This window comes from Alteribacillus sp. HJP-4, assembly GCF_042139015.1.
Lineage (GTDB): Bacteria > Bacillota > Bacilli > Bacillales > Marinococcaceae > JBHIKY01.
In genome coordinates this window covers 33,093-59,204 of the sequence record NZ_JBHIKY010000021.1, presented here as the reverse complement: position 1 = coordinate 59,204, position 26,112 = coordinate 33,093, and the positions used below count along the sequence as shown (strand labels likewise).

Here is a 26,112-nt window from a genome sequence, read left to right as displayed (position 1 = left end):
CAACCTCACTTAACCTTCACCGTAATTCGGGATACCGCGTTGTACCCGTACCCCCTTTTCATTCCTCTCCGGCTTGTCAGACTGACGGCGGCCTGCGGAATCAGACGCCTTAGAGAGAATCGTATATTCTCCTTTTTCAGAAGGCTCCCATTCCATATACCACGCCGTCCATGTGTATGGCTCGAGAGGCTGCTTGTCCAGGCAGACATTCTGTCAGCTTGCCCCGCCATCTACACTGACTTCTACATTTTCAATGCCGCCTTCCCCTGTCCATGCAATTCTTCAATTCAATTTATACCCTGATCGACAGAGGAAAGATTCAACGGCTCCTGAATGGTAGAGGTTACATTCATTGTCGTGACTGGATAGGGTTCCCTATTTTCCGGGTATTTTTAACGATCGATTTGCAGTTTTCCAGATAAGCAGACCTGTAACCCACAAAATAAGTGCTCCTCCGAAACCAAGTATCGAAAGCTGTGGGATAATCAGATGTTCTCCGAATTGAATTTGGGACGGGAGGAATAAGGATAAAACAGCAGTACCACAAATAAGAATTCCAGTAGCGTAGTAGAGGCGGACCTGAAAAAGGTAAGCAAGGGGAATGAAATGTATACCGACCATGAGGGCAATGACCGCAGGAATCATTTCCGTGCGGCCAATGGTATTACAAATTACGATTGTCGTACCGACAGCGAGTCCCTGGACAATAAAAATGATGTTAAACCAAAGCACGATTCGTCTGCCGCGACGATACCCCTCCTCTCTCTGCTGACTAGGCAGCCTTCGAGCCTGAGTAAGTAATGACATTCCTCCAGCAAGAAATGCTATCCCAAGAAAAAGCAATAAAAACGACAAAAAAGGGGCCCCCCAGCCCAGCAGACCCATCAATCCAGTAATAGACCACAGCGTTCCGAAAAAGCCATAAAGATGACACCGAACACTGCCCCCGTTACTGCCGACCTTCCCCGATCTGCGGTCTACTCTGTCATGCATTCTTTCCCCCATTCATCTGTTAGTCCGCTGCTTTATGCAAATCCTCCTCTGTTAGATGACTATCAGCAAACGCTTCGTGTTTCCGGTCATAACGCGATAAATAATTCACCTTTCCGTCTGCTGCCTTGATTACTGTGTAGACAACCGCTTCCCCCTCGAGTTCATTATTCTCTCCGTACCACCGGCCTTGCTGCTCAAGCATCACCCGATCTTTTTTGGCATAGGTAGTAAGGGTGGTTAACTGCAGATTGGCCCGCTTAAGCCATTCTTCTAAAACATGGCTCCCTGTCACTTCCCCGCGCGGCCCGGCGATTTTAATATTTGGGTCCGTTAGTTCCAGCACGTTGCTTATATTCTGTTTATTTGCTTGGGTAATCCAGTCATTAGCTGTTTGGATGGTGTTCATTGTTATGGCATCTATATCATTTTTATGCATATAGAACGACTCCTTTTTCTTCTTTTTCCACTTCACTATACCATGTCTCATTGGCAGCGGTTTAGCTGCTTTCTCTAGAGGAGTCCCTGCCTGCCGCTACTCGATTTCTTGGAGAGAGCCTGCGACTAGTAAACAACTAGACCTGAGCTTCCCTTGTTTAATTAATTCCTATAGGTTCAACTCTGATTTTTCTCGTTCTCCACATCAAAATAACTACGACTTCAGACATCAGTAGACTTACCACTTCAGTGAAGTTATTCTATTTATTGTGACTTCAATTAGCAAGGAGAAAATAGGTAATGTAATAAAAAATGTTGTTCCATTTTTTGTTGCAAACTGTATAGTACTTCTCTTAGTTATTTTAATTCCAGAATTGACAACCTGGCTGCCTGAGTTAATAAATAGTAGATAAGGAGAGGATGAAAATGAAAATAACAGTAGGAGCAGATCATGCGGGATTTCCATTAAAAGCAACGGTCGTAGAGCACCTGAAATCTCTTGGTCATGAGGTTACGGATTTTGGAACGTTCAGCGAGGAACCTATTGATTTTCCGGTCATTACCAGAAAGGTTTGTACCACGGTTACAGAACATCAAGCGGATAAGGCATTGCTGATCTGTGGAACTGGGGTAGGCGCAAGCATAGCAGCTAATAAAATGAAAGGCATACGCTCAGCCGTTTGCCATGATGTTTATTCAGCCCACCAATGCGTTGAGCACGACAACGTCAATGTTATGGTTCTTGGAGCGCAAATCGTTGGATATAAACTGGCAATTGATCTAATAGATAGCTTTTTACAAGCGGAATTCAGCACGGATCCAGCCTTTCGGCGAAGAGTGGAGATGCTTGCAGAAATGGATAACGATAGATAAACAGAGCTGTAGTGGGCTCTGTTTTCAATCTTACCTACAGTATTTCAATGTAGCCATCGCTGCCATTTACTCGAATACGCTGGCCATCTTTTATCCTTAAGGTAGCATTTTCGACTCCGACGACTGCCGGCAGTCCGTATTCACGTGCGATTACTGCTCCGTGTGTCATCAGGCCGCCCACCTCTGTAACTAAGCCTTTAATGGAGACGAAAAGTGGTGTCCAGCTGGGATCGGTGAAGGGTGTAATCAGAATATCACCCTCCTCGATGTCTGCATCTTCCATTTGTAAGACTACCCTTGCCCGGCCTTCAATAACGCCGGAAGAAACGGCGATACCTGGCACCGCCCCTTGAGGAAAGTGTTCTGTACTGAGTTCACCGGTGAGACACTCCCCTTCGGATGTGATAATGCGCGGCGGTCTTAGTTTGTCGTATTCTTCATATTTCTGCTTTCTCCCGCTGATTATGCTTCTGTCCACTGCATGTGTCCTGACAGCCTCGCGAAGTTCGTCAAAGGTGAGATAATAAATGTCTTCTTTTTCTTGTAGAATTCCTTTGTCAACGAGTGTACCCGCTTCTTCAAGGAGCCTTTCCTTATATACAAAATAACGCGAGATAAAAGCGTATTTGGGGTATTCCCGATATCCGGTAAAATGACGAAGAACACTGATCACTTTTTTCATTTTAGCAGCTTTTCTTGCACCTCCGGGCAGCTTCTTGAGGCGAATTAAGAGATCCCGTTCTTTCCGCTCTGCTTCCAGGCGCCCCTGTTCGATTTTGTCTGCACTCGCGCCCGGTTCAAAGTTTTTTATGTTGCTGAGCATCATTGGCACGAGAGCAGATGGATCCTCCAACCACCTAGTTCTTGTGATATCAATTTCTCCACTGCAGCGCATGCCGAATTTTTCTAGATATGTCTCCATTGCCTCACAGACTGCCTGACCGCCATTCAGTTCGGACAGCTTCCGAAAGAAATCACTCTTTGTAGACGGCCATTCCCCCTTTTCGAAAAATGCAAGAACCTCCGGAAAATCACGCGCCGCATCTGCCACATCCAACAAAGCGAGCCCCATTTCGGAGGTCACGTTGTTAAGGACCGATTGAGACAGCGTATTAGCAGCGTTCTTTTCTCCGAGCCATTTTTCTATACTGCTGTTAATCTCGTAGGAAGCAAATAGACCAGCCATAATAATACCGAGACTTCGGGGGTCATACAGTACATTTTTTAAGCGAATATGGTCTTCTAAAATAAAGTCAAAGAGCTCCTCCCCTGAGACGCGGGAAATACGGCGTTTCAACTCGCTCAACGATAACTCACTCAGAGCGATCTGCTGATGAATAATGGCAGGATCATTTTTATAGTAGTTTTTCACTGCCTGAGTGAACAGGGACAACGATATCCCGTCCGTCTGCATGCTGAGTACTCTCTTCCCGTGCGGCAGGCTTTTCATAAAATCCTTACGTGCGATTAAGCTTTCAAATGAATTTTTCATCAATGGTTCATTTTTGCCCAAGGTGTTAAGTAAAAGCTTGCGCCCAATCGGGGAAGCGAGATCATGGGTGAAATCAACGAACAACCTTCCCCCCGCCTCCTGTAGAGTAAAATCCTTTGATAAAATCTTAAAAAAAGACATGCCGAGCGGTTTGATTGGCGCTGTCATCATCTGCTGATGGCCCATGGACATATACACCCGCAGCTCGCCATCGGCTGCAGCCGGAAGCGGATAAAGAGTCGTAATTGGGCGGCTCTGCAAAATATAAAATGTATCATCCGCTATGCACCATTCGATATCTTGAGGGAAGTCGAAAGAAGTCTCTATCGTTCTTCCTATCTGTGCAAGCCGAAAAATCTGATCGTTAGTCAGCACCTGCTTATGCTCCCACTCCGGTTCCAGCTTTTTTTCATCGGTCCCTCCTTCCTTTAAGGCACAGATCGCAGTCTTCTTGGTGGAAATTTTCTTATTACTAATTTTGTGCTCCCGGACCTGGTAATTGTCCGCTGAAACGATACCGGAGACCAGGGCTTCTCCCAGCCCGAAGCTTGCATCAATAGATAATACCTTACGGTTAGAGGTGACCGGATCAGCTGTAAACATAATGCCCGATGCTTCCGGTATAACCATCTGTTGAACAATAACAGACATATATATCAGACGGTGGTCGAACCCATTTCGTATTCGGTACATCACCGCCCTTTCAGTGAAAAGGGAGGCCCAGCATTTCACAACGTGATTAAGAATCTCCTCTCTTCCAATTACATTCAAGTATGTATCCTGCTGTCCGGCAAACGAAGCGTGCGGCAGATCCTCGGTGGTGGCACTGGACCGCACTGCATAGGCATGCTCTATTCCTGACTGAAGATGGAGGCTAATGATCTCCTCTGCTATATCAGGTGAAAGTGCTTCCGTTTCAATAGCCGAACGGATCTCTGAGCTGAGATTGCGGATTTTCCCTAGCTCTTCTATTTTCAAGTCTGCTAACTCGTCAATCAGCCTGCGAATCTCTGTATTTTCCTCCATCATCTTTTGGAAGGCGTTCGTTTTGACGCAGAAGCCAGGAGGTACATTGACTTCTGAAAGCCCGGTGATTTTTCCAAGGTTGAGCGCTTTTCCCCCTGCTTCTTTTAGCTTTGATTGATTAATTTCCTCTAACGAGAGCACAAATGTATGCATCGATCCCGCCTCTTTTCCTTTGTAGTCATTCAGGTTTACAGAGGAATAGATTTTTCCACTGCATTCCGCATCAAACGAAGGTCATCGTTTTTATTCGATGAGATAACAAGCTTTCGTTTTGATTTGGGATAATAGGCAGAGTAAAATCTTACTCCAGGATCAAACCCGATAACATAATATTTTTGTATGTTACCTTTAAATTTGTTTATCCATACCCCGTATCCATAATGCAACTCTTCCTCCACTTGGATGTGGGGGGTGAGAAGAAGCTCTGTATAAAATTTACTAAGAAGCTGTTGGTGTATTAAGGCATCCCAGAATTTAATCATATCTGAGGTTGTCACAAAAGCCCCTCCATCAGCGCCTCCTTTAATTGGAATGGAATAAATATTCGTTTTCCATGTACCATCCTCTTTATCGATATACCCTATATCTGTATTTTTAGGAAGATGATCCATAGAAAAATATCCTGAATCAACCATCCCGCAGCGTTCAAATATATTTAATTCGACATAATCGTGAAGGGACACGCCTGTCAGCTTTTCTACAATTAATCCAAGTACTATATAACCGGCATTGTTGTAGTGAAATTTTTCACCGGGAGGAAACATCATTTTTCCCGTTTGAAATAATGGCAGAAAGGCTGAAGGATTCGTTAAAAGATACATGGGAACTTCCTTCCAGAGCTCTTCATAATCGTCCATTATCTCTTCATTGAAATAGTCGGGCATTCCGGAGCTGTGGCACAATAAATGATGAATTGTAATTCTTTCATCAAAATATGGAAACGGTATATCCAGACAATCCTTCAGTAATGTATCGAAAGTAAGCAGACCGTCTTCTGCGAGGAGACATATAGCTGTGGCAGTAAATATCTTACAGCCTGAAGCGATGCCAAAGCCTGTGGAGGCTATATTCTCCCTTTCTTCCACTCGATCTGCATAGCCATTTGCTTTTTGGAAAATGGTATTGTTGATTTCTTTAACGTGAATGACGCCAGAAAAATTTTCCCTGAGGATGATATTGTTTAATTGAGCAGCATCTATTTTAGAAGTTTTGTTCTTCACTTTTCCCACCTCGCTGCAGCTCAGTTGTTTATAGACCGGAGTGGTCGAAAATTAGATATACATCTCCCTTAAATTAATACTTTCTAGCTTTTTCTCTGGAATCCTTTTCTCATTTTTCTGGGATAAAAGTATTTTGTTTATAGTAAAATCCAGACGATTCTACTGAATCAGTCTGGATTATTTGTTACCTATGAGTTTATATAATTTTTCTTATACGTCAAATTCAGCTGCGCAGCTGATGCTCTTTTAAGAAATCATCCAGCTTATTAAGCTGCGAGTTGAAGCCCTCTTTTGCTCCCATTTCGACAACTTTTTGAAGATTCTCAATGGAACTGAATTCACATTTCGAAATGAGGTTCGTTTTTCCACCCTGTTCTTCAAATTCAACCGTCACCACCATCTCCGGCATTCCTTCAACGGCATTTCCGTCCGCGTCTGAAAAGTAATCTGTATAAACGATTTTCTCAGGGGCAGTAATTTCGTGAAAAACGGCTTTCCCGCATGACTCCTGCCCGTAATACTCTCCCTGGTCTTTATCGATACAACGCATGCAATAGTGCCAGACGCCGCCCGGCACAAACTCAAATCGGTGATTTTTCGTTTCCCAGCCTTCAGGACCCCACCAGGCAGCTAGATTTTCTGAAGTAGAATAAGCAGAAAAAACTAAATTACGCGGTGCGTCAAAAACCCTTTCTAAGATAAGTGTACGTCCATCTACCTTCGAAGTCATACGGTTGGAATTATTGTTTTCCGCCATTTTTCATGCCTCCCAAGAAAATTTTTTGTCTTACTTTTTCTGCTGTTTCTGCAAGTACTCATCGAGACGATTAAATCTTTCCTGCCAAACACGATGGAAGGACCCGAGCCACTCATCAAGATCTTGAAATGGCTGCTGTTTCAGCTGATAAATCCGCTTATTTGCCGATGCCTTTACCTCTACAAGTCCTGCTTCACTTAGTACCTTTAAATGCTTAGACGTCTGCGGCTGAAGAAGCCCGAGCCGGTCTGTGATCTCCCCAACCGTGAGGGGACCTTCACGCAAAAGCTCTACAATGTGCAGGCGGTTCGTCTCAGCAAGAGCACTTAAGGTTGTCGTAATAGTAGCGTGCATTATTCCTTTCTCCTTCCATTTATAATATAACTCTAAAGGAATATTTCTGTCAAGGAATATTTATATTGCTAATGAAAAAGGTAAAGCGTGACTGAGAAACAGCCTTGCTCTGGTACAAAATAAATATAATTATTCTTTCTATTGTCCGGGCAGGCAGCTTCATGAGTTAATGTATGTGTCGGTCCGATAAAATTTATTGAGAGGAGGCTGATTGATATGATTGCGTTCATAAATACTGAGGCATTAACCTTTACATTAATCAAAGAACAAACCGCTTTACTGAGTAAATCAGGGGCAGCTGCCGCTTCTTCAGTGTCTGTAAAAGAAGCCTTTCAGCCTGTAAAAAGGGTCTATTAGGCACACTTTCATGGACAGCTGAGTCGGCGCAGCAGCTCTGCCCCCTCATTAAAAGAGAGTTATCTCTTTAAGAAAGTTGTGCTGCACATGTTTATACCAGATAAATCCGCAGTTCACCGGCGCATGAAAGAATTCGAAAAAGAAGCCTCAAATTATAGATGGATCAAAAAGAATAAAAAGAAGAAAAAACAACTGCCGCGAAACGAAAAAGATGCTGAAAAAAATAAAGTGAAAACACCAGCCTAGATAGTTAAGGCTGGTGTTTTTTACTGGTACAAAATAGATATAATTGTTTTTTCACTTGTTCACCCGGCTGGTTTCATGAGTTAATAAAGGTGTCGGACCGACAGAATCTTCAGAAAGGAGGCTGATTATTATCATTCCATTCAAAGAGGTGGTTTCCGCTTAAGCGGAAACCTTACAGATTGAGGCCGCTGTGGCGGCCTCATTTACTATGCAGGCAGAAATTTTCTTTTCATAAACAAAATCCAAGATTATACTATAACAAAGAGAAAGTCTTACTTCACACTGTAAGACTTACTTTAAAAATTGAACGAAAGGAGACGTTATCCTATGAAATTTGTTACTGCGTATCACCTCGGACACCATACAAAGGAGGACGTTAACGTTGCAATACAAAAATGGAAAAGAGGTGTTTCCCCATAGCCTGCTGAAGGAGCTTCAGAAATACATTCAGGGTGAGCTCATTTATATTCCTAAAAAGGAAAACCAGCGTGCCCGATGGGGAGAACGAAACGGCACCCGTCAATTTATTGCTGAAAGAAACGTAGAAATCTATCAGCTTTATAAGAAAGGCTGGTCCATTGAGGAATTAGAACAGAAATATAATTTGTCAATGGAAAGTATCCGTAAGATTATTTATAAAACACGGGAAGTGGAAAGCGAGCCGGAGGATAACCGGCGAAGGAGTATTTCACATGAGTGATTTTGAAAATTCAGAACAACGCAGGTCCTCACTCGCCCTATCTTCCTTTAACACAGATAGCGATTACAGCATGCTGCTTCATGACGAGAACTTCTGGAATTTTTTTGTTGAAAAGATTCTGAAACATCACGGGCTCTCCGGCAGAGAAATAATTGCAGGTATCGGAGGCACCTTCCCTGCTTTTATCTGCGGGGATGTGGTCGTAAAGCTGTTTGGCTATGTTCGTGCATGGCGTGAGAGCTTCGCCTCCGAACGAGCAGCTCATAAACTGCTCGCGACCGATTCAGAGATCGCTGCTCCTCGCCTTATCGCAGAAGGAGAGCTATTCTGCGGAGCAGAGGAGTCCTGGCCCTGCCTGATTACAACGAGGATGCCAGGAGTAAACTGGAAGGACGATGCTCTGTCAGAGGCGGAGCGTATTCAAATAACAGCTGACCTCGGACGTCAGCTGCGCCGGGTGCATCAGCTTCAGCCCTCGCCAGACATCGCGGCACTTGCTCATTGGCAAAACTTAAATGTTTCCGCCGCCGCAAAACAAAGCTCGCTTCCTCCGCACCTGGCCGACCAAATCGACGATTTTCTCGGCACACTCGACTCTTTTGAGCCGGCGTTCGTTCACTCAGACATTGTAGGCCTGCACGTATTTGTGGATAAGGGCCGTCTCGCCGGTATCATTGACTGGGGGGACGCGATGGTAAACGACCGCCACTACGAAATTATCCAGATTTATCGTGACCTATTTGACTGTAACAAGGAACTACTAAAAATTTTCCTTGAAGCGAGCAGCTGGCAGATTGGAAGTAACTTCCCGAAACAGGCGCTTGGGCTCGCCTTTTATCGTCAGGCAATCGGCTTGACCCGTCACCTCACGATAGACGTCTTTGAACCGATATCAAAGCAGTTTCCGCTTCGTGACATCGCATCATTAGATGAACTGGCAGAAGAACTGTTTGGCGGACTGGGAAATTGAATAAAAATAACCTGCTCGGACAATATGCCGCAGCAGGTTATTTGTGTGGTATGAAGGAGCCGCCGGCCATAATAGCAAAGTCATTTTTCATCGGACGGTAAGAGGAGCGCCCTGGTTTCCCTGAGACGAGCGAACACTGGAACCGTTATTTTATCAAAATGTGCTGATTTCTAAGGGTTGGCTGACATTCAGGTACGCTATTTGCCTGTATGGAGAGTAATCTGGCTTTCTATTTGGCCAATAATGGAACACATGTCCGGCAGGCTCGTTGGAGCAAATAGCGGATCCAGTGTCCGGAGATAATGGCAGCAGTCTGCCGGTCACTTAATATTCGAATCTTATGTTGTATTTCCTTTTACAAGATTCACGTCAAGCATAATGTTCTGCACATGGTTACCGGGAGATTTCTTTTCAATTTGATTAATTAACGAATATGCAAGGGCTTCTCCTAGTTGATCAATTGGCTGGTGAATGGTCGTGAGCTTCGGAAATTGAAGCATTCTTGTGAAGCTGTGGTTATCATACCCGATAATCTTCAGCTCTTCCGGAACGCCGATTCCGTGATTATAGCAGAACATATAGAGGGCGTATGCCAATATATCGTTACTGCAAAAAATACCGTCATAATCCGATAACACAGGAGCTGCTTTCTCCTCTATAAACTGATAATTGTCTTTGAATGTTGCTTGTACGTAAGCTCCTTCTATGCTCTCGACAGCTGCTCCTGCTTTCATTGACGTTAGTTCAAAAGCATCCTTTCTCCGATTCGCAAGAAGATCGTACTTCAGCGGTCCGGAGATATGCAATACATTTTTGCATCCTTTTTCCATTAAATGGACAGCAGCAAGTTCTCCGCCCCGGTAGTTATCACTTGCTACATAGGGAATCGAAGACGAAATAATCCGGTCAAAAGAAATCACCGGCATGTTTTCATGCTCATAGTTGCTGGTGGCTAATGTATGACTGCATGTGATAACTCCATCTGCTCTGTTCTGACGAAGCATTCTCATATAGTTTTCTTCTTTTTCCGCATCCTGAAGGGAATTACAAATGACGATTTTATATTCTCTTTCACTCGCATAAGCCTCAATACTGTTGATAAGCTCTGAAAAAAACGGATGTGCCAGATCCGGAACGATAACTCCGATGAGGTTTGACTGGCTCCGCTGCAGGGATCGTGCTATTTGATTCGGCTGATAATCCAGCTGATTCATCGCATCCTCTACCCTCTGCCTCGTTTCTTTTCCTATATATCCTCTGTTATTCATGACCCGGGACACGGTCGTAACTGATACCCCGGAGAGCCTAGCTACGTCTTTTATACTAGCCATCCACAAACGTCCTTCCAAATATGTCTTTTTTTCTATTGTAACCTATTATGAAAGCGTTGTATTGTAATAACGTTACCATATTTATTTTCATACAATTACATCTTTAAAATCCTATATTATCAACGTTTAATAATTGTTTTTTATATAACATTTCAAACTATTCTTTAAAAATAAGAAAACGTTTGACATATATTTTGGTTAAAGTATAATGCAAACTGTAAGCATTTACAATATACGGAACTAAAGGGAGTGTATGCCGTGAAAAAGACTGCCCTCGTATTATTAACCTTTTCAAGCATTGGACTGGCGAGTTGCTCCTTTGAATCCTTTGGTTCAAATGACGATCGGACCGAAGTAGAAATCATGAGCGGAAAAGTAGAAATAAATGATCAATTTGAAGAACTGGCCAGGCAGCCAGGGTAAGGCAGCCATCATTCAACAGGGCAACTGGGTGTACCCGTCCCTCGCGGTTATGCATGGTGTTCCTCCTTCTCATCTCTTTTGCGGACTAATCTGTTTTTCCAGGACGGAGAGTTTCGAAACGCATTTTGGTTCACTGTGTTATTTGCGATTGCCACGGTCATAGTACTGAACATTTTCGGACTCGCTCTTGCGCTGCTTGTGACACGCAGCCTGAAGAGCAGTAATCTGCTCCGCACGGTGTTTTTCATGCCGAACCTGATCGGCGGGCTGATTCTGGGTTTTATCTGGCAGTTTATTTTCGTCAATGTCTTCAGTGAAATCGGCACCCGCCTCGAGATAGAAAGCATGCAGGGATGGTTGTCGACGACTTCGACCGGCTTTTGGGGTCTCGTTATACTGACCGCCTGGCAGATGTCCGGTTACATTATGATAATTTATATTGCTTATCTGCAGAGCATTCCCGGTGAGCTGATAGAGGCTGCAAAAATTGACGGGGCGGGATCCGTGCAGCGCTTCAAAAATATTTTATTTCCACTGCTTGCGCCAGCATTTACCGTCAGCATGTTCCTCACGCTTTCAACCGGATTTAAAATTTACGATCAGAACTTGTCGCTTACAAATGGCGGTCCGTTTGACTCCACGCAAATGCTTGCGATGGATATCGTCCGCACTGCCTTTGTCGATAACGACATGGCCTATGCACAAGGAAAAGCCGTAATCTTTTTCATTATCGTAACCGCAATTGCGATGGCTCAGGTTTATTACAACAAGCGCCGGGAGGTTGAAATGTAATGAAAACAGCAAATGAACCAAAACAGCGGAAGCTGCCGCTTGAAATTCTCGGCATCGGCCTCGGTATCATTTGGTTGATTCCCTTTTACTTAATGCTGACGAATGCCTTTAAAACACCGGATGGTATTTTCGCAAATGTAATGGCGCTTCCGGACTCGCTTGTGTGGAGCAATTTCGTTGTCGCGTTCCAGGAGCTTGAATTTCTAAAATCATTGTTCAATTCCGTAATGATTACAAGCGTCAGTATTGCTATAATTGTGATATTCTCCTCGATGGCCGCTTATGCACTCGCCCGTAACAAGAGCCGTTTAAGCACAACACTTCTTTTCGTTTTTGTGGCTGCGATGCTGGTACCTTTTCAGGCTGTTATGATTCCATTGACGACGATGTTCGGCCAGGTAAATATGATGAACGGGGCCGGTCTAATCTTTATGTATCTCGGTTTTGGGTGCAGCCTGGCGATTTTTCTGTATCACGGAGCATTAAGCAGCATTCCGGTGTCGCTTGACGAAGCGGCCACCATCGACGGGGCCAATCGTTTTCAAATGTTTTGGTTCGTCATCTTCCCGCTGCTTAAGCCTATTACAGTGACGATTGCGATTTTGAATGTAATCTGGATTTGGAACGACTACCTCCTGCCCTCCCTTATGCTCGGTCAGGATAATGCTACTATTCCATTGAAGATGTTCTATTTCTTTGGCCAGTACACGACGCAGTGGCACCTGGCGCTTGCAGGGCTGACCATCGCCGTTATACCTGTTATTATTGGTTACTTTTTTGCACAAAAACAAATTATCAAAGGCGTATCCGAAGGGGCCGTCAAATAATAGAATAGGAGCGATCGTGAAAGTGTCACCAACAAAGGGTAAAAAAAAGACTCATCAGCAGCGAATCGATGCTTCTGTAAATGGCATAGTAAAGCTGCAGCACGAAAAGAAAAAAGAAACGTGGCGACTGCAATATCATATCACCGCTCCGGTCTCCTGGATCAATGACCCGAATGGATTCTCTTTGTTTCAGGATGAATATCATTTATTCTATCAATTTCACCCTTACTCTACAGAATGGAATGACATGCACTGGGGGCATGTAAAAAGCAGTGACCTTGTGCATTGGGAACATCTCCCTCCTGCCTTGGCACCAAGTGAAGAGTATGATAAAGACGGCTGCTTTTCTGGAAGTGCAATTAGTATCGAAAATAAGCTTTATCTCATGTACACCGGGAATGTCTGGACCGGCCCGGATCCCGATAAGGACCTTGAGCAGACCCAATGCTTAGCGGTGAGCACAGACGGTATTCATTTTTCTAAGCTCTCCGATAACCCGGTCATCGCTAGTGCTCCGACTAATGCTGACATACACCCATACCATTTTCGCGACCCGAAAGTATGGCAGAAAGACGGCTATTATTACGCCATCCTCGGTTCTAAAACCAAGGACAATATCGGCCAGGCTCTTCTATACCGCTCCACTGATTTACTGTCGTGGGAATTTATCAGCGTAGCAGCGAGAGGACGGGGAAACATGGGTTACATGTGGGAGTGCCCAGATCTCTTCCATTTAGATGGACAGGACGTGCTTGTTATGTCACCGCAGGGAGTTAATCCGGAAGGAGACAATTACCAAAACCTTCATCAAGCAGTGTATGCACCGGGAAGTTTAGACCTCAGAAAAGGGACATTTGATTTTGATCATTTTTATCCGCTCGATCACGGTTTCGACTTTTACGCTCCCCAGACGACCGTGGATCGTTCCGGAAGAAGAATCGTTATTGGCTGGATGACAATGTGGGAAAGTGACATGCCGGAAAGAAAAGAGCTCTGGGCAGGCGCGATGAGCCTTCCAAGAGTCCTATCATTTGATAATGATAAATGGAGCATTCTCCCTCTTCCCGAGCTCGATCAGCTGCGCGGCAGCAAAGTTGAATACAAACATATTCTCATAAATGGCGAGCGCAACACCCTTCCTGGTGTGAACGGGAACTGTATCGAAATGAAGGTCACAATCGACCCGAAAAAAGCCTCAAGCTGCGGCATCCATTTTTGCGCAGATGAACAATTACAAGAGAAAACCACCCTTCTTTTTCATAATCTCGAGAAAAAAGTCACTCTCGACCGCAGTTATTCCGGCGAGGGACCAACAGGCACAAGAACGACGACTTTATCTAATAAACACGGCCTCCTTCACTTTCACATCTTCATAGACAAATCGTCGGTTGAAATATTTATGCAGCACGGGGAAAAAGTGATGAGCGCCCGCATCTATCCAAAAGAAGCTTCCACAGGAATCGCCTTTTTTGCTGACGGGGACATTGAACTTCAGCATGTCGAAAAATGGACGTTATCAAAAAGTATTAACAGCAGTCTGCCTGAGAGTCATTCTAACTAATTCATATTGGGAATAGATGGAAGTTCTGTTCTTTTTGTAATTGTTTCCGAAAAATTAGTCCGTGGGCTGGATGCTGACAAGAGATCCGTTATTTAATTAAAATGTGCTGTTTTCTAAGGGTTGGCGGACATCAGATACGCTATTTGCCTGCATGAAGGGGAATCTGGCTTTCTATTTGGCCAATAACGGAACACATGTACGGCAGACTCGAAAAAAACAGGGTTTTGGAGCAAATAGCGGATCCAGTGTTCGGAGAAAATGGCAGCAGACTGCCGTTTGCTTTATGGAGGAATCGACTACCAGAAGAATGTCCCTCTGCCCTGCAGTTCCTCATTAAATATAATATTCTATCCAGTACTTATTTCACTAATGCCGCCCGTAAATCGGCACCGTATTCCAAATACCCCTTTAGACAGGTCAGCATATACACCCAGCCCTCTTTATTATCAATTAATTGATTGACAACCTCTTCATCCTTTACATCAAAGCCCTCCTCCTTCACTTCAATAATGGTACGAGCAGTGTCCAGTTCTTCGAGCGCCATCGTTACTCGATGTCCTCCGTCATCTTCGAAAACAATCTTTCTGTCCTTTTCGATTTCTACGATATCAATTTGTCCTTCTGCATTATATTCTTCATATATCAACGTGATTTTTTTGCCCTGCTCCCAGCGCTCTGAGCTGGAGGAGAACCAAAAGTGACCAATTTTTTCGGGATCAACAAAAGCTTCAAACACTTCATGAACGGACTTGTTTATTTTCATTTTCGTCAGATTATACATCACAAGGATGCCCTCCTTTTTTACTATTTTCTCTTTAAGTCTTCGCCTTTCTTTCATGCAATTTCTCTGTCTGTTTATTCATTAGTACACGAACTCCCTCTAAAAGTCGGCTTCCGTCCATATGTGCAATATTGAAAAAAACGCAATTCATTAATTAAGAATTGCGTCCAATCACACTTTATAAATCTCTGGATAAACGAATCATGTCCCTCACTTGAATCCCATCTTCAAATATTTCTTTATCATAATATTTAACAAAGAAATCCTTATCTACCCCTGTGATTCGAAATCCACATTTTTGATAAAGAGCCAGCTGTCCAATGCTGGAATTACCGGTTCCGATGTCAATTCTCGTGTATCCTCTTTCCTTTGCTGAATACACAGCATGCTTTACTAAGGACTTCCCGATTCCCTTCCCATGAAGGTGCTCCACTACTGCAACATTAATCACTTCTACTGTGCCGGGTCTCGTCGGCAGCAGGACATAAACTCCGATAAGCCTCCCGTCATCCTCCGCAACAAAGATTTCACCACGGCTGATATAGTCGTCAACAAGTCTTTCTGAAGGATCAGCCAGCAGCAGCAATTCCATTGGTGCTGCTTCATCAGCCTGCAATTCGCGAATATTCATAATGATCGACTCCCATTCATTTTTTCATCCATCGTAGGTTTTTACGTACTGTAAACAAATAATAGATCACCCGATGCTTTTTTACTACTTTAGATTACTTATACCCTTTTTGCACACATTTCCCACATAAATAAGGAAAAATTAGTACATAATTGTTGGTCGTCAGGTAAAAATAGGAAAATGAAAATGGCTGAGCTTTGTGGGTAAAAGGGAAGGCAGGGATCAATAAGGTGGATTTTTTAAGCAACCAGGATTCGCTGAATATCTTCGAATGGGCGCTTCGTGCTGCCGTTGGCTTTTTATTTTTAGTTACTATCGCCAAAGTGATGGGGCAGCGTTCTATTTCCCAGCTGCGCTTTCTCGATTTTGTGATGGCGTTAGTCATTGGCAATATCATGGCCCACCCTTTGTCGGATGAAAGTTTGGGATTAACCGGGGCATTTGTGACAATAAGTGTATTAACTTCCATGTACCTCGGCGGAGTTTTACTTTCGTTAAAATGGAGGATGCTCACAATATTATTCGAGCCTTCTCCGCTCACCTTGATTGATAACGGGATGATTCAATACAGGCATTTAAAAAAAGCGAGAATTACCCTGGATAGCCTGTTAGCAGAGCTGAGAAAGGAAAAAGTCGATGATATAAAAAAGGTCGCAAAAGCGTTCTGGGAACCGGGAGGCACGATTTCAATATTTTTAGACCCCAAGTATCAGCCTCTTACACCAGCCGATATGGGCCTGACGGTACAACCGTTTGATATGCCGCGCGTTATTATCAGAGAGGGAAAAATTAATCAGCGGGAGCTTGAGCTGCTTGGACGGGATTTGGCATGGCTGTATGACCAGGCGAATATAAAGAATGTGCCTCTCCAGGATATTCTGCTAGCGACCATCGATCATAACGAGAATATTCATATTTGTTTATATCAATAACCCTACTAAAAAATACTGGTAGAAATCGATTATTCGTAAACCGTAAATTGCGGCTTGGTCGGATGATCCAGCACGAAGGCTTTATTTGAAAAGGAATGCATTTTTCTATACAACACCAGATCTCCAGCACATCCCGCTGTTAAAAGTACTCCTAAAATGGAAATAACGGGAAGATTGAAGGCAAGACCGACAGCTAGCGGCAATAATCCGGTGGGAAGCAGTGGCAGCAGCAGTACTTTTTTCATCTGAGCCACAGTGATGATTTTTTTCGAATGGGCATAGGCTGCGCCTAATTTCAAATTTACCCCCCAGTCAAGCTCCTTCCAGGGCACACCGCCTATATAGCGAAAACCTAGCAGATGGATAGCTTCATGAACACAAACCAGTATCACCATTGCTAATAAAAATAGTAGAAGACCGGAAAAAGTGAAAGTAATCGTGGATTCCCCATACATAAATGAATGCAAAAATAGAACTCCGAACATCATAATAACGGTGCTGATAAATAAACTAGCCTGAAGCTTAATCATAGAAATGGAAACAACCGTCTCATTATTTATTTTCTCCATCTTTTCCTCCCATCTTTTACCTGCAAATTTTATTTTTTTCATTATACTATTAATTTATAGATTTCGTCTCGTATACGAGTAAATATTTTCAGGTACTTCTGCCGGTGTCCTTTCAACAACGATTGTACCACCGGATGATCCTGCTTTCGACAATGGACTTTAGTATTTTAATCTAAGAGTTTTTTAGCAGAAAAGAACACTTACCTGATAACAGATAAGTGCCCGAGCTCTAACCTTCACCAAATTTAAATTGGCTGATTGACGGAGTAAAAGCTTGCTCTTTTCCGGACTTTCCCAGTTTATATTCTTAAAGTTCGCTGATTTTAACAGCTTCTCCGCGCTCTGCAGATGTGTAGATCGCGTGGATAATCTGTTGGAGATAGAGCCCTTGTTCTGGAGTACTAAGCGGAATGGACCCTGTAAGACACGCATCTACAAAACGTGTGATCTCTAGTTCATGTTCGTTTGTTTTCGGTAGATAAGCTGGTGTTGTATTAACAAGTGTACCATGTTTTTCTTGATAAATTTGCAGTGGAAATAAATCCGCTCCGCCTTTTTCACCCATCAGGGATACATCCATCACGTCCAATTTCTCTACATTTGCAGCAAAGGCTGTTTCTATTGTTAAAGAGGCTCCATTTTCAAATAAAATCATTCCACGTGCCATATCCTCTATCGAGAAATTTTCCCAATCCCAATCACCCATGACGCCGACCCCTTTTTTATTTCCGAGCTTTTGATAAGAGGCTGCCAGAACCGTTTCCGGTTTTGGGTAACCCATTAAGTATAGGGCAGAGTCGAGCATATGCACACCGATATCTATAAGCGGTCCGCCGCCCTGCAGTTCTTTATTCGTAAACACTCCCCATCCCGGTATACCGCGGCGGCGGACTGCTGTTACCTGAGCTGCGTAAATATCGCCGAGCTCATCAGCATCAATATATCTTTTCAGGGCAGCGACCTGCTGGGTGTGACGGAAATGAAAGCCATAAGTTAAAATTCTACCTGCTTTTTCCGCCGCTGCTGTCATTGCCTCTGCTTCATCCACCGTTATGGCCGGCGGCTTTTCACACAATACATGACATCCTGCCTCCAGAGCAGCAATCGCTGCCGGGGCATGGAATTTATTAGGTGTGCATATGCTGACAGCATCCAGTTCTTCATTTTTCAGCATTTCTTCATAATTATCGTAAGCACTGTCAATGTGAAACATCTCTGCTGCTGCTATTGCTTTTTCCTTTGCTACATCGGCAATAGCAGTAAGTTGTATTTTTTCCAGGCACTTTTCATAATTTGGCAGATGGGCATTTACTGCAATTCCTCCAGCCCCAATGATTCCTACCCGTAGTTTTTTCGTATCCATATGTCTGCACATCCATTTCTAAAGTTTTATCTCCAGTATAAGGGCCTCATCCTGAGGTTCAATCTTTACGTTATAAGTTCCATTTCCAGCACTCCAGGATATAGGGGTGCCATTCAGCTGAATTTCGGCCGGATCTCTGTCTGCCGCAAATAGAAAGCTGCCTGCTTCCCTGACCTCTACGATCACTCTGTTCGGAAGTTCCTGCAGGATAGAAAAGGTTACAGGTGCCATATATTTATCTTCGAGCCCAATAGGAGTTATCTCATGTAATTTAGGATAATATAAAAACAGCTTCTGCTCTTTCTGTGCCAGGGATACTTGCAGCTTTTCCCCGGGGGAACACTGTTGAGCTTTTTTTTCGTCCCAGCTGTAGACGATAAATTGCCGCTGCTCCCTCTCCCACACTATATCCTGCGGTCCTGTTGCGCCTTTAACTGATTCAGCGTCCGGGTGTATATGAAAAGCGGCAACAACCCCGGCCGATCCGCATCTATTCCATACCTTCCATATAGACTCTTCTTCTAAAGGATCGTGCATCAGCACATCTCTAGTCGGCCTCCCCGGCAGATCACAGCGGAGTATACGTCCATTTTTCAGATGGAGAGGAGAGAGAACATGTGCATCTGTTTCTCCTACTGCATCACTTGTATATATGGGACCACCACTTACAGCCCTAAGCAGCGCATGGCGCCAGGCGTCTTTATGCTTAGACCAGAACATATCCCAGTCTCCCCAGTACAATTCTCCGTGATAGAACGAGTTGTAAACGTTTTGGAGCGCATGCTCTGCAAATCCCATCTCATCCTCCGGCACAAAATCATCACTGCTTCTCGCTACCGATGACTGTGGGCGGTTCCAGATATTTTCCCCAGCCATCCCCATACAATTAATGACGGTCTGATTAAAGTAAATTCCAGCGGAAGCTTCCAAAGCATGGTGAGTGCCAAATGCAGCCTTACCGATCGCTTCCTGATGCATAAGAAAGTTAGCAATGGCACTCTGCCCGTCCACTTTAATAAAATCAATCCCCTGCCGGCGCAGTTGGTCATGCCACATATTCCAAAACCCAAACCCCCGCCCGGCATCCGGGTGAGGAATGTACTTATGATGAGCTGTTTCTTTTAAGTAAGATGCAGCCTGGCGGTAAGCCTCTCCTTCCGGATGGACCCCTCCCCAGTAGCCGGCAAGCGTATGCCACACACCTACGTCTTGGACGCCATACTGACTTTTCAGAATGCTCGTGATTCCTTTCAATCCCTCGGGAAACTTCTCTGTATCGGCATGGAACCCGTTTAGCTGTCCATCACGCAGCTGAGACCATCCATCATCAATCATTACCCATTTTACCGGAAGTTGTTTTTCTTTCCATTCTGAGGCTTTCTTCAAAATTCCCTCTGCATGAACGTCCTGATAAAAGGCATCCCAGCTGCACCATCCAAGGTACTCCAGTAGTTCTGGATACTCTTTATTCCCGCGGATATTTCCGGTCCCCTTCCTTTCGGTGACTGCCTCTGCCAGCTGTTCCATCAGCTGAAAAGGATCTGAACCCGAACCGAAAGCAAAGGAAACCGCAAAACATTCATCCCGTCCTCCTTCATAGGAGGACAGACAAATATCAATGCCTCCGTCGGCACCCTGCAAATCGGATGTGTATGTTTCATCACAAAAAGGGAGAAATCCGATAAATTCATTTTCTTCTTTATATAGTAACGATTGCGTTCGTTTAGGTATTCTTTCCCAGTTCGTTTCAAAATACGGCCTTGTCCACCAGTCCTTATGTCGATAATGTGCTAACAGCTGTTCTGGTACATCCATGCCTCTTAATTGGAGTACGAGACCTTTTTCCGGAAAAAAAGAGCGATGCCGGGCGAACGAACGCTTATTTTTCCACGCTGCTTTTACAGAAACGAAAGAAATATTTTTCTTTTCTTCCAATTCTACAGACACACGGACAGTGTCATGATCAAATAAAAGCTCTTCTTCGACTGATCGGGAAAGGAGGGTCCAGTTACCTGCCTCATCACAGACAGCTGCCGATACATGCTCTCGAATATACTGCTCCGCACAGAATCTGGTTTGTTCGTCTATCATAATGTTTCTCGCCTCCTGTTACCACTTGTACAATTCTTCTAAATTTTTTCTCAAAATTCGCTCTGCACATGCATATGCTTCCTCTTCCAGCATGCTCCCTGAACTAACCTGCTCTGACATCACTTGACTAATGACGCGTCTTGCCAGTTTTGAATGGGCATAGGCCCCTTCGACGTGATCATAATCTCCACCGAAAGCAAAAATTTTCGCCTGAGGCACCATTTCTATCATCTGCCGCAGCAGAGCGGCTGCCATTGTTGGCGAAATGATGTAAGTCCATGTCATATCGGCATAAGTATTGGGAAAGTTTTTAACAATTGATAAATATTCATTCCAGTAAGGAAAGCCACCGTGAAGCAGGACAAAAGACGCCTCAGGATAAGACAGAAGCAGGGGAATTAAGTCCGTCACCCTGGAGTTACGTACATCGTTCCCGTTATTGGACACGCTTGGTTCCTGATGACCGGTGTGAATTTGTATTGGCACCCCGGCCTCTTTCGAACGCCGGATAATATGGTGAATCAAAAAATCCTGCAGAGGCTTTGATTCCCTCTGGCTGACTGGTTCTCCAATATGGGAGGACATAATGCAGTTGAATGTTTGTTCCGCTTCTGAAAACGCAGGGGAGTCAATCTGAAGTGTCCGCCAGTAGGCATGTCCTAGCTTTGTTGCAACCATACCTTCACGTACGTATGTTTCCATCATTTCATCTACCGCCTGAAGGTAGTCACTTAATGTATATACATCCCTGCCTGCTTTATAAGCTGTTCTTTCCACATCTGTCCGTCTTAACAGCCGGTATGTCTCATCCATAAACATGACGGGACGAAACAGTTTTCGATCCACCTTCGTTGTAAAGATCAATGTAAATACCATATCTATCTTTGCTTTCTCTTTAAGAACCTTACTGTACCATTCAGGGTCAGACGAGGCCTGTTTTACTTGTTCATTCACATTCATAAGAGAGTCTTTTGTCCAGTCTCTCATACCGTACAAATCTCTCATCGCTTCTTTCAGTGTGACAGCATAGGCTGTGTTATGCGTTCGTTCCCAATATGTCAGAAACTGATCAACTTTCTCTTCCATATCCATTACCCTCGAGAAAAATGTGGAGGGCATACCTGCTGTCAATAAGTCAGAGCGTAAATAATGAAGCAGGCTGAAAAAATCCCCCTTTTTTTTACGGCGGTCATGTGCCGGGATAATATGTTCGTGTCCATCTATAATGCGAAGATGATCGACGTAATCTTTAATCGAAGTGATCATGCGTTTCCCTCCCTTTCCATTTGGTGTCCAGTTGGGAAGACTTCCAGCTTTTCTGTCCGGACCTTACTTCATACTGTCTGCCCGGAAGCCCTGTGAAAACCATGTCCAATTCCAGCAGTTACTAAGCAGCATGTACGCGGCTAGGCCTGAATATGTACTCAGCCCATATATTCGTATCCGATTACCCCTCTTTGAATTTCCTGTTGTTTCAAGAAACCATTCCTTCTTCTAATGCAAGCATTGCAACAGCGGCGCTTGCATAATCTCCAATTTTTTCACCCAAACCGGCAGGTACAATTTCACACACGGATCTGGCCAAAGGCAGTGACTCTTTCGCCAGCTCTTTTTGAACAATGGGCTCGAGAATCGTCTGCTGCCTTCCATATATACTTCCGATAATTATTTTTTCGGGATTCAGTATATCGATTAATATTGAGAGTCCCCGGCCAAGGTAGATCCCTACCGTTTCGTATACTTTTAAGGCAAGCGGATCTCCCGCCTCTGCTGCTTCTCCCGTGGATTTCGCCGTAATGTATGCGGCGTCCTCCCTACTGCGACAAAATCCCACTTTTTCTCCTTTTTCCAGAGCTTCTAGTGCCATCTTACGGGCAAGTCCGGCAATGCCTCCCCCGCTGCAGAATCCTTCAAACGAGCCGGCTTTTCCAAAGCCGACCGGTCCATCCTCTGCGAGCCGCATATGTCCTACTTCTCCTCCTAGATCATTGGTGCCCGAATACAGTCTGCCGTTCAGAATCAAACCTGCGCCCATCCCCGTGCCGAAGGTAAGAAAAATAATATGCTGAGAACCTCGTCCGGCCCCCCAGTACCATTCCGCGAGCGCTCCGGCGTTGGCGTCATTCTGGAGCAGCACTGGCACACCGTACCGTTTTTTCAGGAAGGCTGTGATCGGCACTTGATCCCAACCCGGCAGATTCGGTGGAGAAAGAATCACTCCTTCTTTACTGTTTAACGGCCCCCCACAGCTCACACCTATTGATGCTGGTGTCACCTGATGCTTTTCCATGAGTGTTTCCAGCTTTCGGCATAAGCTTTCCATTGTCTGCTCCGGTCCACCGGCTGTTGGAAATGCAATCTTTTCGAGCAGAAACACGTTGTCCTTTCGTCTCACTGACAGCGACACCGCACATTTCGTACCTCCTATATCAAAGCCGCCCATTACTGTCATACGGAAAAAAACTCCTTTTCCAGCTGCAGGCAGAGCGCATGATAGATCGGCAGATGACGCTCCTGCACATCAAGAGTGTCTGTCCACGGGACCCGGATCGTAACATCACAGAGCTCTTTCATACGGCCACCCGCCTCCCCGGTGAAGCCGATTGTTTTCATGTCGGCTGTCTTCGCGGTATGTAGTGCGTAAATGATATTGGCGGAATTGCCGGATGTAGATAATCCGACTACCACATCCTCCGGCCGGCCCAGTCCATAAATCTGCTGGGCAAAAATCATATCTCCAGACGTATCATTGGCTATGGCAGTAATCAGGGAAGTGTGACTGACCAGTGATATGGCTGGCAGTGCTTCCTGTAATTTAGCTGCAAGCTGCTCTCCATATTCACCGCATTCCATAGAAAGTTTATCGGCAAAATCTGGAGGAACAGGTCGCTTTTTTGTAAACCCTTTCATCAATTCTCCGACAATATGTTCACAGTCTGAAGCACTTCCCCCATTTCCACAGAAAAGAAGCTTTCCCCCTGCAGCTATACTCTTTTTCATAATCCGAAAGCTTTCTTTAATTTCCTCTTCACAAAAGGAAAGATCAGGATATTTCTCTATTAGAGTGTTTAGCTTCATCGCTTACTCCTTTCTTCTTACGCAAATGGTTTCCTGTTCTGCACATCGAATGGAAATCTGGAACCTTTGAGATGAAGCGTTCATGTCTCTCTTCCTGTCTGCTCAATAGAGCGGATGATTTCCGCAGCTGGAATGTACCTTCTTTGGAGAAGCTCAGTGTACCGGTGATGGTTTTTTGGTTCCGGCTCGATGACCCGCTGATTTTTATGTACCGGAAGATAGCTGATTTCTTCTGCACCTGCATATATTCCGTTTCCTATTCCTGCAGTCAGTGCTGCACCAAACAGCGCAGCTTCTTTCGTTTCCGGTATTGAAAGAAAACACCCTGTGACATCTGCCTTTATCTGCATCCAGCCGGCATTTTTTGTCCCTCCGCCCACCGATTGCATTTCTATAATCGTTGTGTTCAGCAAATGTTCTGCTGCCTGCTTCATAACAGCAAGCTCGTATGCGGTTCCTTCAAGGAGCGCTTTCCATATATCCTGTTTCTTGTGCTTTTTTTTCAGCCCTATAAAAGCAGCGCTTGCATTTGCCGACGGAAACGGTGCTCCTCTACCTGAAAGATGCGGCACATAGATAATGCCTGTAGGCTCTGCAGGAACTTCATTCAGCCACTCATTTAACGTCTCATATGATATAGCTTTTTCCTCTGTCCATTGTGTGCGGAACCATTCCACCGATCCCCCGGAGGCCGGCACCCCGCCCATCCAGAAAAAAGTCCCGGATAGCACATGGGGGCCAAAGTGAAAGCCGGACTCATATTCACTTTTTCCTAAGGCAAACCGCGGTATCGTTCCAACCAGGCTTTCCGCTGTTCCAATAGAATCAAGCACTTTTCTGTACGTATTTGCATTCGCTCCAACCGTCGCACACACATGATCATGTCCGCACACTGCCACCGGCACGCCCTCGCTCAATCCACTTTGTACGGACGCTTCTTTATGGACCTCCCCCGCTTTGGTCCCGCTGTCGTACACCATAGGAAAGAGTTCCTCAGAGAGACCGAAAAGCTTCATGGCGTCTGTATCCCATTGCTTTGTGTCTACCCGGTATACGTACGTCCTTGCAGCAAGGGAATGATCGGTTACAAACTCCCCCGTCAGCTTCCAGCAGATATAGTCTGCCGCAGACAGCCAGACCGCGTTCTCCAGAAGTTGAGGTGACGTTTCTTGTAAATAAAGCAGCTTCATTAATCCGTATTTATAGCTCGGATGCAGACCAGTTTTTACAAAATGCGCATATACATCTATCGTCTGCTTAACTCTATCCACAAATGATTCCGCACGTGTATCGAACCACGGAATCATATGTGACTTTATCTCTCCTGTTTTCCGATCGATAAGAAGGCCCGTTTCTGCCATGCTTGTAATACCTACAGCGTCTATATTCTCCGGCTGCTGCTCTACTACACTCTTTACAGCACAAAGTACTCTATCAAAGAGTTGTTCAGCATCGTAGAACTGGTTCCCTCTTTCGTCATACCTGGTGTCATTTCTCACTACAGCTACCGCAATCTCTTTACCATCTGTCAAATATTTCGCTGCTTTACAGTGGGTTGTTCCTATGTCGATGCTTACAACGGCCATTTACGCATTCACTCTTTCCAGTTCGGCTTTGACACGCTTCATGCCAGCTTCCGGACTTGAAAGAAACTGCTTTTGAGTCCGGTCAGGCAGTTCTTTTACAACACGGGCCATCGAAGCCTGGGCCAGTACGACCACATCCAGCTCCTCTGCCATCCTCCCGAGAAGAGCTGTCAGTTCGGCATCATGCTTCTCTTTATCCCCCTCCATTAAATAATCGTACGCTTTGGAGGCTAATTCAGAAGTAAAGGTTTTGTTTTCTGGTCCGGCTTTCTCTTTAAGCAGTTCTAATGTTGGAGTAAGTGTCGTTGACAACGTCGCTGCTACTCCAATATTTGTTCCTCGCTTCACTGCTTCTTCTGCCATCGCTTCATCAATACGAACGACCGGTACCGATACGTATTTACGTATATGTTGAACAACGCTTCCAACAGAAGAGCAGGCATTTAGCACAATATCAGCCCCTGCACGCTCCGCCTGCACAGCATACTGAATTAATCGTTCTGTCACATCCTTCACTCTGCCGTCGTTTGCCTTTATTTGTGAGAGTATGGAGTCATCCATTATATTAATTATCTCGCAGTCCAGCACCACTTCTTTGGCGAGCTGTGTCAGCGGCTCTATAGTAACCGGAGTAGTGTGAATAATCGCTATCGTATTCTTCATTTTCTTCTCTCCTTTCGTTCTAATAAATTTACAACAGGACAAAACTTTCAAAAAAGAAAGC

General features: G+C 44.6%; 27 protein-coding genes. 9 read left to right on the top strand and 18 right to left on the bottom strand.

The window, feature by feature from the left end; all coding sequences use genetic code 11:
* Positions 1–9: 9 nt before the first annotated feature.
* From ACE4RR_RS16620 to ACE4RR_RS16610, 3 genes are all read right to left on the bottom strand, one after another.
* Positions 10–156, bottom strand: a complete 147-nt coding sequence (locus ACE4RR_RS16620) for a hypothetical protein (RefSeq protein ID WP_375536562.1) — start codon at positions 154–156, stop codon at positions 10–12.
* Between the two features lie 219 nt (positions 157–375).
* On the bottom strand, positions 376–993 hold the full coding sequence (locus ACE4RR_RS16615; RefSeq protein WP_375536561.1) for a hypothetical protein: 618 nt from the start codon (positions 991–993) through the stop codon (positions 376–378).
* A gap of 19 nt (positions 994–1,012) precedes the next feature.
* On the bottom strand, positions 1,013–1,429 hold the full coding sequence (locus ACE4RR_RS16610) for a hypothetical protein (RefSeq protein WP_375536560.1): 417 nt from the start codon (positions 1,427–1,429) through the stop codon (positions 1,013–1,015).
* 425 nt (positions 1,430–1,854) lie between these two features.
* Between ACE4RR_RS16610 and rpiB the strand changes: the two genes are divergently transcribed.
* Complete coding sequence (gene rpiB / locus ACE4RR_RS16605) at positions 1,855–2,301, top strand: ribose 5-phosphate isomerase B (RefSeq protein ID WP_375536559.1); 447 nt, start codon at positions 1,855–1,857, stop codon at positions 2,299–2,301.
* Positions 2,302–2,335: 34 nt separating this feature from the next.
* Here rpiB and ppsA read toward each other — a convergent pair whose 3' ends face one another.
* From ppsA to ACE4RR_RS16585, 4 genes are all read right to left on the bottom strand, one after another.
* On the bottom strand, positions 2,336–4,972 hold the full coding sequence (gene ppsA / locus ACE4RR_RS16600) for a phosphoenolpyruvate synthase (RefSeq protein WP_375536558.1): 2,637 nt from the start codon (positions 4,970–4,972) through the stop codon (positions 2,336–2,338).
* Between the two features lie 35 nt (positions 4,973–5,007).
* Entirely contained in the window at positions 5,008–6,039 is a 1,032-nt protein-coding gene (locus tag ACE4RR_RS16595; protein WP_375536557.1) for a serine hydrolase domain-containing protein, read from the bottom strand.
* Positions 6,040–6,262: 223 nt separating this feature from the next.
* Positions 6,263–6,796 carry an SRPBCC family protein gene (locus ACE4RR_RS16590; protein WP_375536556.1) on the bottom strand — a complete coding sequence of 178 codons (534 nt, stop codon included), beginning with the start codon at positions 6,794–6,796 and terminating at the stop codon, positions 6,263–6,265.
* A 30-nt stretch (positions 6,797–6,826) separates the two neighbouring features.
* A complete protein-coding gene (locus tag ACE4RR_RS16585; RefSeq protein WP_375536555.1) occupies positions 6,827–7,150 on the bottom strand; it encodes an ArsR/SmtB family transcription factor in 324 nt (107 codons plus the stop codon).
* Between the two features lie 216 nt (positions 7,151–7,366).
* Between ACE4RR_RS16585 and ACE4RR_RS16580 the strand changes: the two genes are divergently transcribed.
* The 3 genes from ACE4RR_RS16580 (at position 7,367) to ACE4RR_RS16570 (ending at position 9,423) form a co-directional block, all read left to right on the top strand.
* A complete protein-coding gene (locus ACE4RR_RS16580) occupies positions 7,367–7,507 on the top strand; it encodes a hypothetical protein (protein ID WP_375536554.1) in 141 nt (46 codons plus the stop codon).
* A gap of 628 nt (positions 7,508–8,135) precedes the next feature.
* Positions 8,136–8,453 carry a CD3324 family protein gene (locus ACE4RR_RS16575; protein ID WP_375536553.1) on the top strand — a complete coding sequence of 106 codons (318 nt, stop codon included), beginning with the start codon at positions 8,136–8,138 and terminating at the stop codon, positions 8,451–8,453.
* A complete protein-coding gene (locus ACE4RR_RS16570) occupies positions 8,446–9,423 on the top strand; it encodes a phosphotransferase family protein (protein WP_375536552.1) in 978 nt (325 codons plus the stop codon). Before ACE4RR_RS16575 ends, ACE4RR_RS16570 begins: the two co-directional genes overlap by 8 nt.
* A gap of 338 nt (positions 9,424–9,761) precedes the next feature.
* Here the strand turns inward: ACE4RR_RS16570 and ACE4RR_RS16565 are convergent, their stop codons facing one another.
* Positions 9,762–10,754, bottom strand: a complete 993-nt coding sequence (locus ACE4RR_RS16565) for a LacI family DNA-binding transcriptional regulator (protein WP_375536551.1) — start codon at positions 10,752–10,754, stop codon at positions 9,762–9,764.
* Positions 10,755–11,012: 258 nt separating this feature from the next.
* Between ACE4RR_RS16565 and ACE4RR_RS16560 the strand changes: the two genes are divergently transcribed.
* Genes ACE4RR_RS16560 through ACE4RR_RS16545 form a run of 4 tightly spaced genes read left to right on the top strand, consistent with a single transcriptional unit; the run spans position 11,013 to position 14,357 of the window.
* Positions 11,013–11,177: a hypothetical protein gene (locus ACE4RR_RS16560; RefSeq protein WP_375536550.1), complete on the top strand. Its 165-nt coding sequence runs from the start codon at positions 11,013–11,015 to the stop codon at positions 11,175–11,177.
* 24 nt (positions 11,178–11,201) lie between these two features.
* Entirely contained in the window at positions 11,202–11,969 is a 768-nt protein-coding gene (locus ACE4RR_RS16555) for a carbohydrate ABC transporter permease (RefSeq protein ID WP_375536575.1), read from the top strand.
* Positions 11,969–12,796 carry a carbohydrate ABC transporter permease gene (locus ACE4RR_RS16550; RefSeq protein ID WP_375536549.1) on the top strand — a complete coding sequence of 276 codons (828 nt, stop codon included), beginning with the start codon at positions 11,969–11,971 and terminating at the stop codon, positions 12,794–12,796. The genes ACE4RR_RS16555 and ACE4RR_RS16550 overlap by 1 nt, the downstream gene beginning before the upstream one ends.
* 22 nt (positions 12,797–12,818) lie before the next feature.
* Positions 12,819–14,357: a glycoside hydrolase family 32 protein gene (locus ACE4RR_RS16545; protein WP_375536548.1), complete on the top strand. Its 1,539-nt coding sequence runs from the start codon at positions 12,819–12,821 to the stop codon at positions 14,355–14,357.
* 358 nt (positions 14,358–14,715) lie between these two features.
* Here ACE4RR_RS16545 and ACE4RR_RS16540 read toward each other — a convergent pair whose 3' ends face one another.
* Positions 14,716–15,138 (bottom strand): SRPBCC family protein, encoded by a 423-nt coding sequence (locus tag ACE4RR_RS16540; protein WP_375536574.1) that lies wholly within the window; start codon positions 15,136–15,138, stop codon positions 14,716–14,718.
* A 178-nt stretch (positions 15,139–15,316) separates the two neighbouring features.
* A complete protein-coding gene (locus ACE4RR_RS16535) occupies positions 15,317–15,769 on the bottom strand; it encodes a GNAT family N-acetyltransferase (protein ID WP_375536547.1) in 453 nt (150 codons plus the stop codon).
* Positions 15,770–15,999: 230 nt separating this feature from the next.
* On the opposite strand from ACE4RR_RS16535, the gene ACE4RR_RS16530 reads away from it, so the two are divergent.
* Complete coding sequence (locus tag ACE4RR_RS16530; protein WP_375536546.1) at positions 16,000–16,701, top strand: DUF421 domain-containing protein; 702 nt, start codon at positions 16,000–16,002, stop codon at positions 16,699–16,701.
* Positions 16,702–16,730: 29 nt separating this feature from the next.
* On the opposite strand, the gene ACE4RR_RS16525 is transcribed toward ACE4RR_RS16530, so the two are convergent.
* The 8 genes from ACE4RR_RS16525 to ACE4RR_RS16490 all read right to left on the bottom strand — a co-directional run bounded on the left by ACE4RR_RS16525 (position 16,731) and on the right by ACE4RR_RS16490 (position 26,051).
* On the bottom strand, positions 16,731–17,270 hold the full coding sequence (locus tag ACE4RR_RS16525; protein WP_375536545.1) for a DUF3267 domain-containing protein: 540 nt from the start codon (positions 17,268–17,270) through the stop codon (positions 16,731–16,733).
* 307 nt (positions 17,271–17,577) lie between these two features.
* Complete coding sequence (locus ACE4RR_RS16520) at positions 17,578–18,633, bottom strand: Gfo/Idh/MocA family protein (protein WP_375536544.1); 1,056 nt, start codon at positions 18,631–18,633, stop codon at positions 17,578–17,580.
* Positions 18,634–18,651: 18 nt separating this feature from the next.
* A complete protein-coding gene (locus tag ACE4RR_RS16515) occupies positions 18,652–20,724 on the bottom strand; it encodes a Sip1-related alpha-galactosidase (protein ID WP_375536543.1) in 2,073 nt (690 codons plus the stop codon).
* 18 nt (positions 20,725–20,742) lie between these two features.
* Complete coding sequence (locus tag ACE4RR_RS16510; RefSeq protein WP_375536542.1) at positions 20,743–21,990, bottom strand: amidohydrolase family protein; 1,248 nt, start codon at positions 21,988–21,990, stop codon at positions 20,743–20,745.
* A gap of 208 nt (positions 21,991–22,198) precedes the next feature.
* A complete protein-coding gene (locus ACE4RR_RS16505) occupies positions 22,199–23,176 on the bottom strand; it encodes an ROK family protein (protein ID WP_375536541.1) in 978 nt (325 codons plus the stop codon).
* A complete protein-coding gene (locus ACE4RR_RS16500) occupies positions 23,173–23,802 on the bottom strand; it encodes a D-sedoheptulose-7-phosphate isomerase (RefSeq protein ID WP_375536540.1) in 630 nt (209 codons plus the stop codon). The genes ACE4RR_RS16505 and ACE4RR_RS16500 overlap by 4 nt, the downstream gene beginning before the upstream one ends.
* 80 nt (positions 23,803–23,882) lie before the next feature.
* The gene (locus ACE4RR_RS16495; RefSeq protein WP_375536539.1) at positions 23,883–25,388 is read right to left on the bottom strand and encodes an FGGY-family carbohydrate kinase; all 1,506 of its coding nucleotides are present in this window, start codon (positions 25,386–25,388) and stop codon (positions 23,883–23,885) included.
* Positions 25,389–26,051 (bottom strand): aspartate/glutamate racemase family protein, encoded by a 663-nt coding sequence (locus tag ACE4RR_RS16490; RefSeq protein ID WP_375536538.1) that lies wholly within the window; start codon positions 26,049–26,051, stop codon positions 25,389–25,391. It abuts the gene before it with no gap.
* Between the last annotated feature and the right edge of the window lie 61 nt (positions 26,052–26,112).

Bases quoted from the DNA above. Each gene is read 5' to 3' on its own strand.
- ACE4RR_RS16490 (WP_375536538.1), bottom strand. From the start codon at position 26,051: ATGAAGAATACGATAGCGATTATTCACACTACTCCGGTTACTATAGAG.
- ACE4RR_RS16535 (WP_375536547.1), bottom strand. From the start codon at position 15,769: ATGAATATTCGCGAATTGCAGGCTGATGAAGCAGCACCAATGGAATTG.
- ACE4RR_RS16615 (WP_375536561.1), bottom strand. From the start codon at position 993: ATGCATGACAGAGTAGACCGCAGATCGGGGAAGGTCGGCAGTAACGGG.
- ACE4RR_RS16620 (WP_375536562.1), bottom strand. From the start codon at position 156: ATGGAATGGGAGCCTTCTGAAAAAGGAGAATATACGATTCTCTCTAAG.
- ACE4RR_RS16510 (WP_375536542.1), bottom strand. From the start codon at position 21,990: ATGATCACTTCGATTAAAGATTACGTCGATCATCTTCGCATTATAGAT.
- ACE4RR_RS16550 (WP_375536549.1), top strand. From the start codon at position 11,969: ATGAAAACAGCAAATGAACCAAAACAGCGGAAGCTGCCGCTTGAAATT.
- ACE4RR_RS16570 (WP_375536552.1), top strand. From the start codon at position 8,446: ATGAGTGATTTTGAAAATTCAGAACAACGCAGGTCCTCACTCGCCCTA.
- ACE4RR_RS16610 (WP_375536560.1), bottom strand. From the start codon at position 1,429: ATGCATAAAAATGATATAGATGCCATAACAATGAACACCATCCAAACA.
- ACE4RR_RS16495 (WP_375536539.1), bottom strand. From the start codon at position 25,388: ATGGCCGTTGTAAGCATCGACATAGGAACAACCCACTGTAAAGCAGCG.
- ppsA (WP_375536558.1), bottom strand. From the start codon at position 4,972: ATGCATACATTTGTGCTCTCGTTAGAGGAAATTAATCAATCAAAGCTA.
- ACE4RR_RS16580 (WP_375536554.1), top strand. From the start codon at position 7,367: ATGATTGCGTTCATAAATACTGAGGCATTAACCTTTACATTAATCAAA.
- ACE4RR_RS16505 (WP_375536541.1), bottom strand. From the start codon at position 23,176: ATGACAGTAATGGGCGGCTTTGATATAGGAGGTACGAAATGTGCGGTG.
- ACE4RR_RS16520 (WP_375536544.1), bottom strand. From the start codon at position 18,633: ATGGATACGAAAAAACTACGGGTAGGAATCATTGGGGCTGGAGGAATT.
- ACE4RR_RS16515 (WP_375536543.1), bottom strand. From the start codon at position 20,724: ATGATAGACGAACAAACCAGATTCTGTGCGGAGCAGTATATTCGAGAG.
- ACE4RR_RS16590 (WP_375536556.1), bottom strand. From the start codon at position 6,796: ATGGCGGAAAACAATAATTCCAACCGTATGACTTCGAAGGTAGATGGA.
- rpiB (WP_375536559.1), top strand. From the start codon at position 1,855: ATGAAAATAACAGTAGGAGCAGATCATGCGGGATTTCCATTAAAAGCA.
- ACE4RR_RS16500 (WP_375536540.1), bottom strand. From the start codon at position 23,802: ATGAAGCTAAACACTCTAATAGAGAAATATCCTGATCTTTCCTTTTGT.
- ACE4RR_RS16565 (WP_375536551.1), bottom strand. From the start codon at position 10,754: ATGGCTAGTATAAAAGACGTAGCTAGGCTCTCCGGGGTATCAGTTACG.
- ACE4RR_RS16540 (WP_375536574.1), bottom strand. From the start codon at position 15,138: ATGTATAATCTGACGAAAATGAAAATAAACAAGTCCGTTCATGAAGTG.
- ACE4RR_RS16585 (WP_375536555.1), bottom strand. From the start codon at position 7,150: ATGCACGCTACTATTACGACAACCTTAAGTGCTCTTGCTGAGACGAAC.
- ACE4RR_RS16525 (WP_375536545.1), bottom strand. From the start codon at position 17,270: ATGGAGAAAATAAATAATGAGACGGTTGTTTCCATTTCTATGATTAAG.